At 67.5% G+C, this 14561-nt stretch carries 13 protein-coding genes and 1 riboswitch; of the genes, 5 read left to right on the top strand and 8 right to left on the bottom strand.

Annotation, left to right across the window (positions count from 1 at the left end):
* The first annotated feature begins 283 nt into the window (after positions 1–283).
* A complete protein-coding gene (locus tag ACE37B_RS17515) occupies positions 284–1594 on the top strand; it encodes a bifunctional o-acetylhomoserine/o-acetylserine sulfhydrylase (RefSeq protein ID WP_409924628.1) in 1311 nt (436 codons plus the stop codon).
* Here ACE37B_RS17515 and ACE37B_RS17510 read toward each other — a convergent pair.
* From ACE37B_RS17510 to serC, 3 genes are all read right to left on the bottom strand, one after another.
* Positions 1566–4037 carry a putative bifunctional diguanylate cyclase/phosphodiesterase gene (locus ACE37B_RS17510; RefSeq protein WP_409924627.1) on the bottom strand — a complete coding sequence of 824 codons (2472 nt, stop codon included), beginning with the start codon at positions 4035–4037 and terminating at the stop codon, positions 1566–1568. The genes ACE37B_RS17515 and ACE37B_RS17510 overlap by 29 nt on opposite strands.
* A gap of 266 nt (positions 4038–4303) precedes the next feature.
* Positions 4304–5194, bottom strand: coding sequence for a PAC2 family protein (locus ACE37B_RS17505; RefSeq protein ID WP_409924626.1), 891 nt, complete (start codon positions 5192–5194; stop codon positions 4304–4306).
* Positions 5191–6327 carry a phosphoserine transaminase gene (gene serC, locus ACE37B_RS17500; protein WP_409924625.1) on the bottom strand — a complete coding sequence of 379 codons (1137 nt, stop codon included), beginning with the start codon at positions 6325–6327 and terminating at the stop codon, positions 5191–5193. The genes ACE37B_RS17505 and serC overlap by 4 nt, the downstream gene beginning before the upstream one ends.
* Positions 6328–6425: 98 nt before the next feature.
* On the opposite strand from serC, the gene ACE37B_RS17495 reads away from it, so the two are divergent.
* On the top strand, positions 6426–7616 hold the full coding sequence (locus ACE37B_RS17495) for a pyridoxal phosphate-dependent aminotransferase (protein WP_409924624.1): 1191 nt from the start codon (positions 6426–6428) through the stop codon (positions 7614–7616).
* Between the two features lie 28 nt (positions 7617–7644).
* Here the strand turns inward: ACE37B_RS17495 and ACE37B_RS17490 are convergent, their stop codons facing one another.
* Genes ACE37B_RS17490 through cobO form a run of 5 tightly spaced genes read right to left on the bottom strand, consistent with a single transcriptional unit; the run spans position 7645 to position 11528 of the window.
* Positions 7645–8571: a DUF368 domain-containing protein gene (locus ACE37B_RS17490; protein WP_409924623.1), complete on the bottom strand. Its 927-nt coding sequence runs from the start codon at positions 8569–8571 to the stop codon at positions 7645–7647.
* Positions 8572–8581: 10 nt separating this feature from the next.
* Complete coding sequence (gene cobS, locus ACE37B_RS17485) at positions 8582–9352, bottom strand: adenosylcobinamide-GDP ribazoletransferase (protein ID WP_409924622.1); 771 nt, start codon at positions 9350–9352, stop codon at positions 8582–8584.
* A gap of 19 nt (positions 9353–9371) precedes the next feature.
* Positions 9372–10367, bottom strand: coding sequence for a nicotinate-nucleotide--dimethylbenzimidazole phosphoribosyltransferase (cobT, locus tag ACE37B_RS17480; RefSeq protein WP_409924621.1), 996 nt, complete (start codon positions 10365–10367; stop codon positions 9372–9374).
* Positions 10364–10906 carry a bifunctional adenosylcobinamide kinase/adenosylcobinamide-phosphate guanylyltransferase gene (locus ACE37B_RS17475; RefSeq protein ID WP_409924620.1) on the bottom strand — a complete coding sequence of 181 codons (543 nt, stop codon included), beginning with the start codon at positions 10904–10906 and terminating at the stop codon, positions 10364–10366. Before ACE37B_RS17475 ends, cobT begins: the two co-directional genes overlap by 4 nt.
* Before the next feature lie 52 nt (positions 10907–10958).
* Positions 10959–11528 (bottom strand): cob(I)yrinic acid a,c-diamide adenosyltransferase, encoded by a 570-nt coding sequence (cobO, locus tag ACE37B_RS17470; RefSeq protein WP_409924619.1) that lies wholly within the window; start codon positions 11526–11528, stop codon positions 10959–10961.
* A 4-nt stretch (positions 11529–11532) separates the two neighbouring features.
* A riboswitch (cobalamin riboswitch) is annotated at positions 11533–11677 on the top strand.
* Between the two features lie 74 nt (positions 11678–11751).
* Between cobO and ACE37B_RS17465 the strand changes: the two genes are divergently transcribed.
* Genes ACE37B_RS17465 through ACE37B_RS17455 form a run of 3 tightly spaced genes read left to right on the top strand, consistent with a single transcriptional unit; the run spans position 11752 to position 14547 of the window.
* The gene (locus ACE37B_RS17465) at positions 11752–12702 is read left to right on the top strand and encodes an ABC transporter substrate-binding protein (RefSeq protein WP_409924618.1); all 951 of its coding nucleotides are present in this window, start codon (positions 11752–11754) and stop codon (positions 12700–12702) included.
* 16 nt (positions 12703–12718) lie between these two features.
* On the top strand, positions 12719–13753 hold the full coding sequence (locus tag ACE37B_RS17460) for a FecCD family ABC transporter permease (RefSeq protein WP_409924617.1): 1035 nt from the start codon (positions 12719–12721) through the stop codon (positions 13751–13753).
* Positions 13750–14547 carry an ABC transporter ATP-binding protein gene (locus ACE37B_RS17455; RefSeq protein WP_409924616.1) on the top strand — a complete coding sequence of 266 codons (798 nt, stop codon included), beginning with the start codon at positions 13750–13752 and terminating at the stop codon, positions 14545–14547. The genes ACE37B_RS17460 and ACE37B_RS17455 overlap by 4 nt, the downstream gene beginning before the upstream one ends.
* The last annotated feature ends 14 nt before the right edge of the window (positions 14548–14561 follow it).

Here is a 14561-nt window from a genome sequence, read left to right as displayed (position 1 = left end):
TCTTAGAGGTCGTCAAAACTTTTTCTTTCGCGGTTTCGCGACTTTCTTCGGCGGATAGCGTCCTGTCTGAAACAACGCGGTGCAACGCATCGCTGCAACCGCCGCATCGGCTTCCCCGTCACCATCCCTCCCGTGTGATCGAAGTCGATGCGACCGGCAAACGGGGGACACCTTCGGGTGTCCCCCTGCTGGTTTTCGACACCCCTGCCGTTTTTCGACGCGGAGACGGCCACCGCAAATCCCGACTTGTCTGGTCAAGAATAAACGTCTAGATTCTCCGCTCATGAGCGATCAGTGGGGATTCGAGACCAAGCAGATTCACGTCGGAGGTGAGCCCGACCCGACGACCGGGGCGCGGGCGGTTCCGATCTACCAGACGACGTCGTTCGAGTTCCGCGACACCGACCACGCTGCGAACCTGTTCTCGCTCAGCGAGGTCGGCAACATCTACACCCGCATCATGAACCCGACCCAAGGGGCGCTCGAGGCGCGGTTGAACGCCCTCGAGGGCGGCTGCATCACGGCGATCGGGCTGCCGGGAGCGCTGGCAGTCAGCTCCGGCCAGGCGGCGTCGACACTCGCGATCATGAACGTCGCCGAAACCGGCGACCACGTGGTTGCGTCGCCGTCGCTGTACGGCGGCAGCTACAACCTGCTCCACTACACCTTGCCGAAGATGGGCATCTCGGTCACCTTCGTCGACGATCCGCACGACCTCGAGCAGTGGCGTGCCGCATCGACACCGCGGACGAAGTGCTTCTACGGTGAGGTGTTGCCGAACCCGAAGAACGACGTGCTCGACATCAAGGGCGTCAGCACGGTCGCACATGAGGTCGGCGTGCCGCTCATCGTCGACAACACCGTCGCCACGCCGTACCTCATCCGCCCGCTGGAGCACGGTGCCGACGTGGTGGTGCACAGCCTCACCAAGTTCATCGGCGGTCACGGCACCTCCATCGGCGGGGCGATCATCGACGGCGGAACCTTCGACTACGGCGATGCCGAGCGGTTCCCGAACTTCAACGAACCCGATCCCAGCTACCACGGCCTGCCGTACTGGCCCGGCCTCGGCCATGGCGCCTTCATCCTCAAGGCCCGTGTGCAGCTGTTGCGCGACGTCGGTATGGCCATCTCGCCGTTCAATGCGTTCATGTTCCTCCAGGGCCTCGAGACGCTCAGTCTTCGGATGGAGCGCCACTGGTCCAACGCGCAGCGTGTGGCGGAGTTCCTCGACGCGCACGACCGGGTCGTCTCGGTCAACTACGCCGGACTGGCGTCGAGCCCGTGGCACGATCGGGCGAAGGAACTCGGCGGCGGCAAGGGCTACGGCTCGGTGCTCGCGTTCGAGATCGTCGGTGGTATCGAGGCCGGTAAGAAGTTCGTCGAGGGTCTGACGTTGCACAGCCACGTCGCGAACATCGGTGACGCTCGCAGCCTCGTCATCCATCCGGCGTCGACCACGCACAGCCAGTTGACGCCCGAAGAGCAGGCGGCGTCCGACGTGACCCCGGGGCTGATTCGTTTGTCGGTGGGGTTGGAGTCGATCGACGACATCCTCGCCGACCTCACGCAGGGTTTCGCCGCAGCCGGATGACGTTCACCGGTTGGCGGGCGACGTCATGCGTCGTGGTCTCCAGCCACTGAGCGAACGACTCCGGTGCGAGCGGGCGGGCGATGCCGTAGCCCTGCCCGGTGTCACAACCGAGCGCGGCCAACCGGTCGTACACCTGCATGTTCTCGATACCTTCGGCCACGATGCGCAGGCCGAGGTTGTGGCCGAGGTCGATGGTCGAACGCACGATCACGTCGTCGTTGACGTTCAGGAGCAGATCGCTGACGAAGCTGCGGTCGATCTTCAGCTCTGCGACCGGGAGTCGGCGCAGATAGCTCAGCGACGAGTAGCCGGTGCCGAAGTCGTCCAGGGAGAGTCGCACGCCCAATCGGTCGAGTTGGTCGATGGTGCCCATCGTTCGGTCGGTGTCGACCATCAACGCTGACTCGGTGATCTCGAGAATGAGCCGGCTGGCATCGAGCCCGTGGTCGGAGAGCTTGGCGTCGATGCGTCGAGCGAGGTCTTCGTCGTGCAGGTCGAGCGCCGAGAGGTTCACCGCGACGTCGAGGTCGTAGCCGAGGCGCTGCCAGAGTGTGGCCTGTTCGATCGACTTCGTGAGCACCACGTCGGTGACCAGGCGGATCAAGCCGCTGTCCTCGGCGACGCCGATGAAGTCGTCGGGAGCTACCCAGCCGCGATCGGGGTGCTGCCAGCGCACCAGCGCCTCTGCACCGATGACGCGAGACGTCGCGAGTTCCACCTTCGGCTGGAAGTGGACCTCGAGGCGATCACGCTCGATCGCCGAGCGGAGATCGCCGAGCAGCGACAGCCGGGCAGGTGTCCGTCGGTCGATCTCCTCGCGGTAGACCTCGATACCGATGCGCTGGTTCTTCGCGGCGTACATGGCGATGTCGGCTCGACGCAGGATGCTGGCCGGCAGCGTCTCGCTGCCGACGAATGTGATGCCGATGCTGGACGTCACCACGGCATCACACCCGTCGAGGCGCAGCGGGGTGTACGACATCGAGAGAATCCGTTCGGCCAACTGGCGGACCTCGTCGACGTTGGCCCGCCGGATCAGGATGGCGAACTCGTCACCGCCGAATCGCGAGAGCATGTCGTCGTCGTCGAGGACCGAGCGGACGCGTCGTGCGAACTCGACGAGCACCTGATCGCCGACGTGATGGCCGAGCGTGTCGTTCACTTCCTTGAACTGGTTGAGGTCGAGCACGATCACGGCCAGATGCGTCGAGTGGTCCGCAGCGATCTCTCGGCGCAGACGCGCCTCGAACGCCGACCGATTGGGTTCGCCGGTGAGGGCGTCATGTGTCGCTGCGTGCTCGACGGAGGCATGAAGCAGTCCGTTGCGGATGCTGGAACCGAGTTGCTCGGCCAGATCGGTCGCCCTGGAGACGTCGGATTCGTCGAACGAGAAGGCGCCTTGGGAGCGTCCGGCCACGGCGATCACGCCGAGGAAATTGTCGTCTGCGACGATCGGCACGATGAACGAGCCGCACCGAGCGAGGCTGCTGCCGGCGACGATCTCGTCGTCGGGGAGGAACGCGCCCCGCCGACTCGCCGGCACCTCGTCGACGTCGATCGGTGCGCCGTGGCTGAACAACTGGTCGCCGGCCGTGTTCGTCAGGCGCAGGGTGACCCGTTCGGCGTGCACGAGGCGGGCGATCTCGTCGAGGGCCCGCGGTGCGAGGTCGTCGAGGTGCAGCGACTGATCGAGGATCGTGCTGAACGAGTGCAGATCCGTCAGGTCGCGATGGGCCTGCGACAGGGTGCCGTGACGCCGAAGACTGACCCAGGCAGCGACGATCGGCAGGATCGACAGCGCTGCGTACTGCAGGCCGAACAACGCCGGAGCCACGGCGACCGCCCCGATGAGCGCGCCCGTGCCAGCGGTTGCCATGCTCGTCAGCACTTCAGCCTGGAAGCGGGTGCGGAAATCGCCGGCGAAGAAGGCGACCACGATGCTGATGGCGAGGTAGCCAGCCAGCGTGGCGATCGTGACCGACGCGGCGGCGGCCAGCATGAACGAGCCTGCATCTGGCTCCGTCGCGCCGGACAGGCGGCGCACGACGGCAAAGGCGAGTGCGGACTCGAACGCGAACATGGCCGCGTTGAAGACCAGCTTGAACCGCGGTGGTCGCCGTCGACTCAGCATCGCCGCCAAGGCGAAGGCGATTCGTGCGGTCATCGCCGGGATCGGGCCGAGGAACGCGAGCGCGAAGACGGTCGGGACTTCGGTCAACGAGAACGCGATCGTCTCGCGGCGGAACTCGATGGTGAACGGGAACCGCTCGGCGAGGAAGTAACCCATGCCGATCGGGAAGATCAACCACCACGGGCTGTCGAAGGCGGCTGCACCGAGATTCGGTGTCGTGGCGGTGAGCCCGACAGCGGCGACAGCGATGGCCGCTGCGAGCGCATACACCGCGGGAACGGCCCAGCCTGGCGGAGCGGATGGTGAGGTCATCGTGACCTCACCAGGACCTCCTGGTGGGCCGGCCGGGGTGGCGCGCAGCAACGGTGGCGTGGCGGGCGCATGCTGAGCGCCGAACTCGTTGTCCGAGTGTCCACTGCCGTCCGCGTGACCACGGGCACTCCTTTCCGTTCCGACGACCATTCAAGATGTCGAGTGTCCGCAGTTCAAGTGCGCAGGCTCATGCTTGACCAAGTCTTGACCTCTGAGAGTGGTCAATTGACCACAACGTCACCTGATCGGCGTGTGAACGGGGTCGTTCAGTCGTCGGCGGGGCGGTCGCGCTGCTGGCGGAGAAACGTCTCGAAGTCGTCGGCGAGGTCGTCGGCGCTGGGGATCGACGCTTCGGCTCGCCGGTCGAACTCGGCTTCGAGCATGCGCACGTACATGCGGAGCTGATCGTCGTTGCCGACCACTTCGTCGTGGATCTCGCGCCACGACGCCATCTGATCGCTCATCCGCTCGCCGATCGCCGCGCCGGCGGGAATTCCGAGCACATGGCTCAGGTGTCGCGCCAACGCTGCGGTCGCCTGCGGGTGTTCGGCGTTCATCAGATAATGCGGAATCCCCACGCGCAGCGAGACGGCGGGGAGGCCAGCGGCTTCGAGCGTTGCTTGCAAGACGCCGGCGACGCCGGTGATGCCCTGGTACGACGGAGCCACGAGGCCCAGCGCTCGTGCGAGATCAGGATTGGCGGTACTGCCGGTGACGGGGGGCGTGCGTGTGTGAGGGATCGCCTCGGCCGCCGACCCAACGGTGACGACCGCCTCGCAGCCGAGCGCACGCGCCACCGTCACGATGCTGTCGATGTAGGCCGGCCAGTGAAGGTGCGGCTCGACTCCGATCAGCGCGACGACGTCACGCTCGCCCGGATTTCGTTGGACCACGAACTCGTTGGTCGGCCACGAGATCGTCCGGATGTCGTCGTCGACCGACACGTGCGGACGCTGCTGGGTGAAGTCGTAGAACGGGTCGGGGTCGATCGAGCCGACGACGAGCGATCGGTCGGAGTCGGTGAACGCCTCGACAGCCTGGGTCGCTGCGCCACCGACGTCGAACCAGCCTTCGAGCCCGACCAGCATGACCGGTCGCTGCAGCTCGCCGACCTCGTCGGCGCTGAACTCGAGCACGGGTCCGAGATCGATACTCATCCCAGTTCGGCCACCACATGGTCGATCGAGTGAGTGAGGGCTTCGACGTCGGCCGGCTCGATGGCGGGGAACATCCCGACGCGCAACTGGTTGCGGCCGAGCTTGCGGTAGGCGTCGGTGTCGAGGATGCCGTTGGCGCGCAGCACGGCGCAGACGTCGTTGGCGTCGATCGAGTCGTCGAGGTCGATCGTGCCCACCACGTTGGAGCGCTGGGCCGGATCGGTGACGAACGGGGTCGCCCACTCGCGTGCGTCGGCCCAGTCGTACAACGTCGTCGCCGACGCGGCGCTGCGTCCGGCCGCCCATGCGAGGCCGCCGTTGGACAACATCCAGTCGAGCTGAGCGTCGAGCATGATCAGCGTGGCCAGGGCCGGCGTGTTGTAGGTCTGGTTCTGCACCGAGTTGTCGAGGGCGATCGCGAGGTCGAGCGACGCCGGCCGCCAGCGGTCCGACGACCCGATCTCGCCGATCCGCTCGATCGCTGCAGGCGAACACGCGGCGAGCCAGAGTCCGCCGTCGGACGCAAAGCACTTCTGCGGGGCGAAGTAGTAGACGTCGACCTCGTTCGGGTCCCACAGCAGGCCGCCAGCCGCCGACGTCGCATCGACCGCGACGAGGCCGGAGTCGGCGGTGGTGCCGTCGGGGCGCCGCAGGTCCATCGCGACGCCGGTGGAGGTTTCGTTGTGCGTGAGCGCGTAGAGGTCGATGCCGTCCTCGGCGTGCAGGGTCGGATGGGTGCCGACCTCGCTGCGCACGATCGACGGCTCACCGAGATGGGGCGCGGCCGCACACGCTTCGGCGAACTTCGACGAGAACTCACCGAACACGGCGTGCTGGCTGCGCTCGCCCACCAGGCCGAAGGTCGCCACGTCCCAGAACACGGTCGAGCCACCGTTGCCGAGCACGATCTCCCACCCGTCGGGCAACCGGAACAGGTCGCTGAGCTTGGCCCGTACGGCGCCGACGAGTTGCTTCACGGGGGGCTTGCGGTGCGATGTGCCCAGCAATGTGTCGCGAGCGGCGACGATCGCGTCGACCTGCTCGTGACGAACCTTGGACGGACCGCAGCAGAAGCGGCCGTCGCCGGGAAGCAGTTCGCTGGGGATGGTGATCGAAGCGGGGTCGAGACTCACTCCCCAAGCATGCCGCCATCGACGGTCGTCGACACGTCTCGGCTTCCGGCTCGAATCCACCCTCATCAGCGTGCGGGCCCGGGAGTAACCTCGCGGGCGTGAAGCGCACCTCCCAACGACTCTCCGCCATTCAGCCCTCCGCCACGCTCGCCGTCGATGCCAAAGCCAAGGCGATGAAGGCCGCCGGCGAGAACGTCATCGGGTTCGGCGCCGGTGAACCCGACTTCCCGACGCCGCAGCACATCGTCGATGCCGCCATCGCGGCCTGTGCCGACCCGAAGAACCACAAGTACACGCCGGCCGGTGGACTCCCGGAGTTGAAGCAGGCGATCGCGGCCAAGACGCTGCGTGACTCGGGATTCGACTGTGATGCCAGCAATGTGCTCGTGACCTGCGGCGGCAAGCATGCGGTCTACACGGCCTTCGCCGTCCTGTGCGATCCCGGCGACGAGGTCATCTGCCCGGCTCCGTACTGGACCACGTATCCGGAGGCGATCACCCTCGCCGGCGGTGTGCCGGTCGTCATCGACACCGACGCCGAATCCGGGTTCCAGGTCACGATCGAGCAACTCGATGCGGCCAAGACCGACCGCACCAAGGTGCTGCTGTTCGTGAGCCCCGACAACCCGTCGGGTGCGGTGTATCCGCCCAAGGCCGTCAAGGCGATCGGTGAGTGGGCCGTCGCAAACGGCGTGTGGGTGATCACCGACGAGATCTACGAGCACCTCACCTATGGCTCGCACGAGTTCTCGTCGATGCCGGTGCTCGTTCCCGACCTGGCCGAGCAATGTCTGATCGTCAACGGCGTCGCCAAGACCTACGCGATGACCGGCTGGCGAGTCGGCTGGATGATCGGTCCGGTCGACGTCATCAAGGCGGCCACCAACTTCCAGAGCCATGCCACGTCCAATGTCACCAACGTGGCACAGCGAGCCGCGATCGCTGCCTTGGAGGGCTCGCTCGACGACGTGGTGATGATGCGCGAAGCGTTCGCTCGTCGCGCCGGGATCATGCACGAGATGCTCAACGCGATCGACGGGGTGACTTGTCCCGAGCCGCAGGGGGCGTTCTATTGCTATCCCGACATGCAGGGGCTGCTCGGTCGCGACATCAACGGCAAGGTCGCGACGACCACGGTCGAATTGGCCGACATCGTGCTCGAGGAGGCCAAGGTGGCGTTCGTGCCCGGTGAAGCCTTCGGGCTGCCCGGCTACGGACGGTTCAGCTTCGCGCTCGGCGACGACGACCTGATCGAAGGTATCCGGCGACTCGCCGACCTGTTCGCCTGAGCGTCGTCCGTCGATCCCCGATAGGGAATCAGCTGGCGACGACGCGTCGACCGAGCCGTTCGACGGCCACGACGACGGCGAGACCGACCACGAACAGGATCACCGGCACGATGACGTCGCCGCTCGGGGCTTCGAGGCGTGTCGTGTGGGTGCCGTTCGGCCACGGCCAGAGGACCCGGGTCGAGCCGATCATCAAGCCGATCATCGCGGCGATGACCGCGTGGTGGTAGTGATCGAGCAGCCAACTCAACAGCGTCGAGAACAACGCGAGGCCGACCACGCATCCGAGTGCCAGCGCGAGCAGTGAGGCGATGTCGCGGTCGTTGACGGCGCCGAGCACCTCGGTGTACATCCCGATCATCACCAAGATGAACGACCCCGAGATGCCGGGGAGGATCATGGCGCAGATCGCCAATGATCCCGACAGGAAGAAGATCCACAGCGGCTGGGTGACGATCTCTTCGGCGGTGTCGGCGACCTCGGTGTCGGAGCGCAGCCCCAAGACGAAGAACAGGGTGACGGCGACGGTGACGATGATGGCGATCGCCGCAACGTCGATGCGGTCGAGGAGTTGCCAGGCGACCCAGACCGAGCCGAGGACGAGGCCGAGGAACAGCGCCGACATCGCGATCGCCTCCTCGTCGAGCAATCGTTCCAGGATCGATGACAGCGTTGCGATCGCCAGCAAGATGCCGCCGAGCAGGGCGATCAGCCAGAGCCATTCGATGCGGGTGACGGTGGAGCGGAATGACGCCATGTCGCCGGTGAGCAGTTGCTTGAGCCCGCGAGCGCCTTCGCGGACGTTGTGGATCAGGCGGTCGTAGATCCCGAGGACGAGTGCCACCGTGCCTCCGGAGACGCCGGGCACGATGTCGGCAGTGCCCATCGCGAATCCGCGACCGAGCTGCGCGACGTGCGCGATCGGTGACGTACGAGGTGGGGGAGCGTCGGACACGATCGGCAGGCTACCGAGCCCACCAGATCGGATGGCGGAGGGCGAGCCCGGTCACCACGATGAGCACGAGGCATTCTCCGACCTGTTCGACGGCGCCGAGGATGTCGCCCGACACGCCACCGAACGCTCGGCGGGCGAGCCGTGCGACGGCAGCGGCACCGACGGCCGCTGCGGTAGCGAGGGGCACGACCCACCAGCCGACCGCGAGCGCTCCGACGGCGATCGCGGCACCGACACCCACAGCGGCTCGACCGCGTGACAGGGTGCGGGTGTAGTCGGCGCCGAGGCCCTCGGTCGGAACTGGTGGAGCGGTCGCCATCACCGCAACGGCCGCGCCCCGACCCAACGTGTGCGCCGCGACCAGACCGGCGAACGCCGCTGCCGGCGTGAGCGCTGCGATGCACACGATGCGGATGACGATCGTGGAGCACATCGCTGCCACGCCATAGCTGCCGTGACGCGAGTCCTTGAGGATCTCGCGCCGTCGCTCGGGCGTCCAGCCTCCCATCGCGTCGGCGGTGTCGGCGAGCCCGTCTTCGTGGAACGCCCCGGTGAGCACCAGGCCCAGCGTCACGGCGACCGCAGCGGCGACCGTGGCCGGCACGAGTTCCATCAGCCCGGCGGCGACCCCACCGAGCACGACACCGATCAGCGCGCCCACCGCCGCGAACCAGGGAACGCACGCCGTGAGGTCGGGAGCCGCCCGCAACCGGATCGGCACCCGCGTCAAGAATTGTGCTGCGCCGAGCAGTCCGTTGGGCCGGAATCCGTTGGATCTCACTGCACTGCTCGCATCGGCGTCAGGTGGACTCGCCGAACCATTCGCCGAACGTGGCGACGCCGACCACCCCGGCGCAGGCCATCTTGACGAGCGGAACGGCGGCCATCGCGCCGGAACCTTCGCCGAGGCGCATGTCGAGATCGAGCAGCGGCGCCTTGTCGAGCCGCTCGAGCAGTTTGCGATGGCCGGGTTCGGCCGAACAGTGACCGACGATGCAATGGTCGAGCGCGGTCCGCTCGGCCAGGTGCAGCGGCACCATCGAGGCTGTGCAGATGTAGCCGTCGAGGACGACGGGAATCGAGCGGTGTCGAGCGGCGACGGCGGCCGCCGCCATCCCGACCAACTCCGAGCCCCCGACTTCGCGCAGGATTTCCAGGGGGTCGATCACCCCGGCGATGCGACGGACCGATTCCTGCACTGCAGCGCGCTTGCGGTCGAGGCCCTCGTCGTCGATGCCGCTGCCGCGACCGACCCACACGGCTACCTCACCGCCGGCGATCGCCGCTGCGACCGCTGCCGCCGCCGTGGTGTTGCCGATCCCGAGTTCGCCGAGCACCAGCAGGTCGCAGTCGAGTGCGTCGACGGCGTCGAAGGCGAGCCGGGTGACCTCGTCGAATCGCTCCGGCGAGAGCGCGGCCTCGTGGCGCATGTCGTGGGTCGGCTGGCCGACGCCGACGTCCACTGCCGTGACGCTCGCCCCGATGGCGTGGGCGAACGCGTTGATCGTGGCGCGGCCCTGGCGGGTCGCATCGAGCATCACCGCAGTGACGTCGGACGGGTAGTTGCTGACGCCGGCCGCGGCGACACCGTGGTCGCCCGCGAACACGAGCGCCGCTGGCCGCTCGACCGACGGCGTCGCGGTCCGCTGCCATCCGGCGAGCCAGGCGGCGACGTCATCGAGCCAGGCCAGTGCGCCGGCCGGTCGGAGCACCTCGGCGGCACGAGCGGCCACGGCGTCGCGTGCTGCGTGGTCGGGCTCCGGAAGGCCGTCGAGACGATCGCGAAGCAGGCTCATCGACCGAGAGTCTCCAAGGGGTCGTGGAGCGGGATCGCTTTGCCTGCGACCAACAGCAGCGCGGTGCCAGCAGCCGCAGCCCACGTCTGGTTGACCCAGCCGAGGGTGTCGCGGTAGCGGCGACCCAACTCGGTGTCGGGGTGCACGCCGAGCCCGACCTCGTTCGTGATCACCACCACCGGGTCGCGACGCTGCGCGCACTGTGCAGCCGTCGTCGACGCGACCGAACGAATGGCATCGTCGTCGAGCCCGTCCCACATCAGGTTCGAGGTCCACAGCGTCAAGCAGTCGATGATCACCAGCCCCGACGGGACGGACTCGACCGCCGCGGCGAGGTCGTGCTGTTCTTCGATCGTTGCCCACGTCGTCGGCCGCTCGGAGCGATGGCGTTCGATCCGCTGCTCCATGTCGTCGTCGACGGCCGGGGCCGTTGCGAGGTAGGTCACCGCATCGCCAGCTGCGTGGTGACGATGACCGATGTCGACGGCCAGCGAGCTCTTGCCGCTGCGGGCACCGCCGATGAGCAGGGTCAGCGACATGGGCACAACTTCAGCGACATGGGCGCAGGCTCGCAGGAATCACGGCGGGCGTTCAGAAGTCGAGGCCGCGCATGGCGCGAATGCCCTGCGTGTAGGCATGCTTGATCTCGGTCATCTCCGTGACCGTGTCGGCGAGTTCGATCAACTCCGGAGCAGCGTCGCGGCCGGTCACGATCACGTTGACGTGGCGCGGTCGGTCACGGATCGGCTGCACGATCTCCTCGATGGCCAGCCATCCGAACGACGACAGATACGTCAGTTCGTCGAAGATGACGAGCTGGTGCTCGCCCGCGTGCATGAGCTCGACCGCCTTCGCCCAGCCGGCCGCGGCGTGGGCGATGTCGTTGGAGAGATCGGCGGAGTCCCACGTGAACCCGTCGCCGAAGGCGTGCCAGTCGACGCCGAGCTGACGTCCGATCTTCTCCTCGCCGACGTTCCAGTTCCCCGACTTGATGAACTGCACGACGGCGACATTCCAGTCGCGGGCCACGGCGCGGATCATCATCCCGAACGCAGACGACGACTTGCCTTTGCCGTTGCCGGTGTTGACGACGACGAGGGAATCGGCGCGGCGGAGGCCGTCGGGGCGGGGATCCTCGATGGGGGCGTCGGAGGAGGTCATGAGATGAGGGAGACTAGGCCGACGTCCACTACAGTGCCGAACTGTCGTCAGTGGAGCGAAGTTCGGTGAGAATCCGACGCTGTCCCGCAACGGTGATGTCAGCCTCGTGCTGACCAGCCCGGTCGCCTGCACCGACGCCGCGAATATCCATCCCTCGAGGCAAGGGAAGGTTCGCCCTCGGGCAGACCCCGCTTGTCCTCCATGTTTCCTTGGAGGAACCATCATGAAGAAGTACCCACTGCGCAGATCTGTCGCGCTGCTCGCCGGGATCTCGCTCCTGGCCGGAGCCTGCGGCAGCGACGAAGCGCCTGCTGCAACCGACGCTCCGGCTGCGACGCAAGGCCCAGCCGTGACGGAGGCTCCGGTGGCGACCGACGCCCCCGAGCCCGACGGCCCGCAGCGGATCGTGTCGCTCAGTCCGACGCACACCGAGATGCTGTTCGCCATCGGCGCGGGCGATCTGCTCGTCGCCGTCGACGAGTTCTCGAACTACCCCGCCGAGGCGCTCGAGCTGCCCAACGAACTGTCGGGCTTCGAGCCCAACGTCGAAGCGATCGCCGGGTTCGAACCCGACCTCGTCGTGATCGGCGGCGACTTCACCGGGCTGGGTGACCAACTCGCCGAGCTGGGGATCGAGTCGTGGGACGGGCCGGCTGCGACCAGTTTCGCCGACGTGTACGCACAGATCGAGCAGCTCGGTGCGGTGACCGGCCGAGTCGGCGAGGCGGCCGAGGTGGTGCTCGACATGCAGACCCGCATCGACGCCGCGATCGCCGCCGCCCCCGAACTCGCGACGCCGCTGACCTACTACCACGAGCTCGACCCCAGCTACTTCAGTGCCGACTCCACGACGTTCATCGGTGCGGTCTACAGCCTGCTCGGCCTCGTCAACATCGCCGACGCCGACGAATCCGAGAGTTTCGGGTTCCCGCAGCTCAACGCCGAGTTCCTCATCGACGCAAATCCCGACCTGATCTTCCTGGCGGACACCAAGTGCTGTGGCGAGACGGCCGACACCGTCGCAGCTCGCCCCGGTTTCGACGCGATCGCCGCGGTGCAGAACGGCAACGTGATCGAGATGGACGACGACATCGCGTCCCGCTGGGGTCCGCGCATCGCCGACTACCTTGAAGCAGTGGCCGCTGCCGTGCAGCAGGCCGCGGTGCCCGCCTGAGTTCGGACTCGACGACATGACCGACTCCCGGGACGCGCGCTGGTTCGCCGGCGCCGCAGCGCTGCTCGTCGTCGCGGTGCTGCTCGGCGCGTCGATCGGCCCGGCCGGGCCGGATTGGTGGCGCGTCCCGTTGGAGTTGGTCAACCGACTGCCGTGGATCTCGTTCGACACCGGCGTCACCGACGCTGAGTGGGCGATCGTCTGGAAGGTGCGGATGCCGAGGGTCGTGCTCGGCGGGCTCGTCGGCGGGATGCTGTCGATCGCCGGCGCGAGCTATCAGGGCGTGTTCCGCAATCCGCTCGTCGATCCGTATCTGCTCGGCGCGGCGGCGGGTGCCGGGTTGGGAGCGACGATCGCGCTCACGGTCGGTCGTGACGTCACCGCGACGTGGCCGGTCGACCCGGTTCCGACGGTGGCCTTCATCGTCGCCGTCGCCACGGTCTTGGTGACCTACACGGTCGGCGCGGCGTTCGGCGGCGACCGTTCGGGTGTGACGCTCGTGTTGGCGGGGGTCGCCGTGGTGTCGTTCGTGACCGCGGTGCAGACGTTTCTCCTGCAGCGCAACCTCGAGGTGATCCGCGAGGTGTTCCGCTGGATCCTCGGCAGCCTGTCGCAGTCGACGTGGGCCGACGTACGCCTCGTGCTGCCGTACGTCGCGGTGAGCTGCGTCGTGCTACTGGTGCATCGCCGTCACCTCGACGTGTTCCGCGTCGGCGACGACGAGGCGACGACCCTCGGGGTGTCGGTGACACGGACGCGGTTGGTGATCGTCATCGCGGCGACGCTCGGCACGGCGGCGGTGGTGTCGGTGAGCGGGCTGATCGGCTTCGTCGGCCTCGTCGTGCCGCACGTCGTGCGTCTCGTCGCCGGTGCCGGGCATCGCCGACTCCTCCCGCTGTCGCTGATGGGCGGCGCCGCGTTCTTGATCCTGGCCGACGTGCCGGGCCGCATGCTGTCGAACCCGGCCGAGACACCGATCGGTGTCGTCACGGCGTTCATCGGTGCGCCGTTCTTCATCTACCTGCTGCGAACCCGTCGGGTGGCGCTGTGACCTCGCTGCAACTGAGCGACGTGGGGGTCGCGTACGGCAGCGGCAAGCGGCGCCGCGAGGCGTTGGCACCGTTCACCCATGACGTCGAGCCCGGGGAGTGGGTCGGCGTGATCGGCCCGAACGGTGCGGGCAAGTCGTCGCTGCTCCGGGCGATCGCCGGCTTGACCCCGCACTCGGGTGAGGTGTTCGTCGACGGACATCCATTGTGCGAGCTCTCGGATCGTGAGCGCTCCCGGCTCATCGCCTACGTCGCGCAGCAGCCGCTCCTGCCGTCCGACATGACCGCCGCCGACTACGTCCTGCTCGGTCGGACGCCCTACGTCTCCTATTTCGGTGCGCCGTCGTCGGAGGATCGTCGCATCGTCGACGACGTGCTCGACCGGCTTCGGCTCGGTGACTTCGCTGGCCGCCTGCTCGGCGAGTTGAGCGGCGGCGAACGCCAACGCGTCGTACTGGCCCGAGCGCTGGCGCAGCAGGCGCCGATCCTGCTGCTCGACGAGCCGACCTCCGCGCTCGACATCGGGCATCAGCAGCAGGCGCTCGAGTTGGTGACCGAACTGCGGTGCTCGCAGCAGCTCACGGTGATCTCCGCGCTGCACGACCTCACGCTCGCCGGCACGTACACCGACCGGCTGGTGATGCTGCACGAGGGCGCGGTGGTCGCGGAGGGAAGCGCCGCCGACGTGCTCACCGCCGAACGTCTCGGCGAGGTGTATCACGTCTGCGTCACGGTCGACCTCGATCCCGACGACGGCACCGTCATCGTCGTCCCCCGCCGCGGCTTCCCCGTCTGACGCACCGATTTCCC

It is taken from the genome of Ilumatobacter sp., from assembly GCF_046290335.1.
GTDB lineage: Bacteria > Actinomycetota > Acidimicrobiia > Acidimicrobiales > Ilumatobacteraceae > Ilumatobacter_A.
This window is presented reverse-complemented; position numbering and strand designations above follow the sequence as displayed.

Excerpts from the sequence above, each read along its gene's own strand:
- cobT (WP_409924621.1), bottom strand. The coding sequence starts at position 10,367 with ATGAGCCTGCTTCGCGATCGTCTCGACGGCCTTCCGGAGCCCGACCAC.
- ACE37B_RS17505 (WP_409924626.1), bottom strand. The coding sequence starts at position 5,194 with ATGAGTATCGATCTCGGACCCGTGCTCGAGTTCAGCGCCGACGAGGTC.
- ACE37B_RS17465 (WP_409924618.1), top strand. The coding sequence starts at position 11,752 with ATGAAGAAGTACCCACTGCGCAGATCTGTCGCGCTGCTCGCCGGGATC.
- ACE37B_RS17475 (WP_409924620.1), bottom strand. The coding sequence starts at position 10,906 with ATGTCGCTGACCCTGCTCATCGGCGGTGCCCGCAGCGGCAAGAGCTCG.
- ACE37B_RS17510 (WP_409924627.1), bottom strand. The coding sequence starts at position 4,037 with ATGACCTCACCATCCGCTCCGCCAGGCTGGGCCGTTCCCGCGGTGTAT.
- cobO (WP_409924619.1), bottom strand. The coding sequence starts at position 11,528 with ATGACCTCCTCCGACGCCCCCATCGAGGATCCCCGCCCCGACGGCCTC.
- ACE37B_RS17515 (WP_409924628.1), top strand. The coding sequence starts at position 284 with ATGAGCGATCAGTGGGGATTCGAGACCAAGCAGATTCACGTCGGAGGT.
- ACE37B_RS17460 (WP_409924617.1), top strand. The coding sequence starts at position 12,719 with ATGACCGACTCCCGGGACGCGCGCTGGTTCGCCGGCGCCGCAGCGCTG.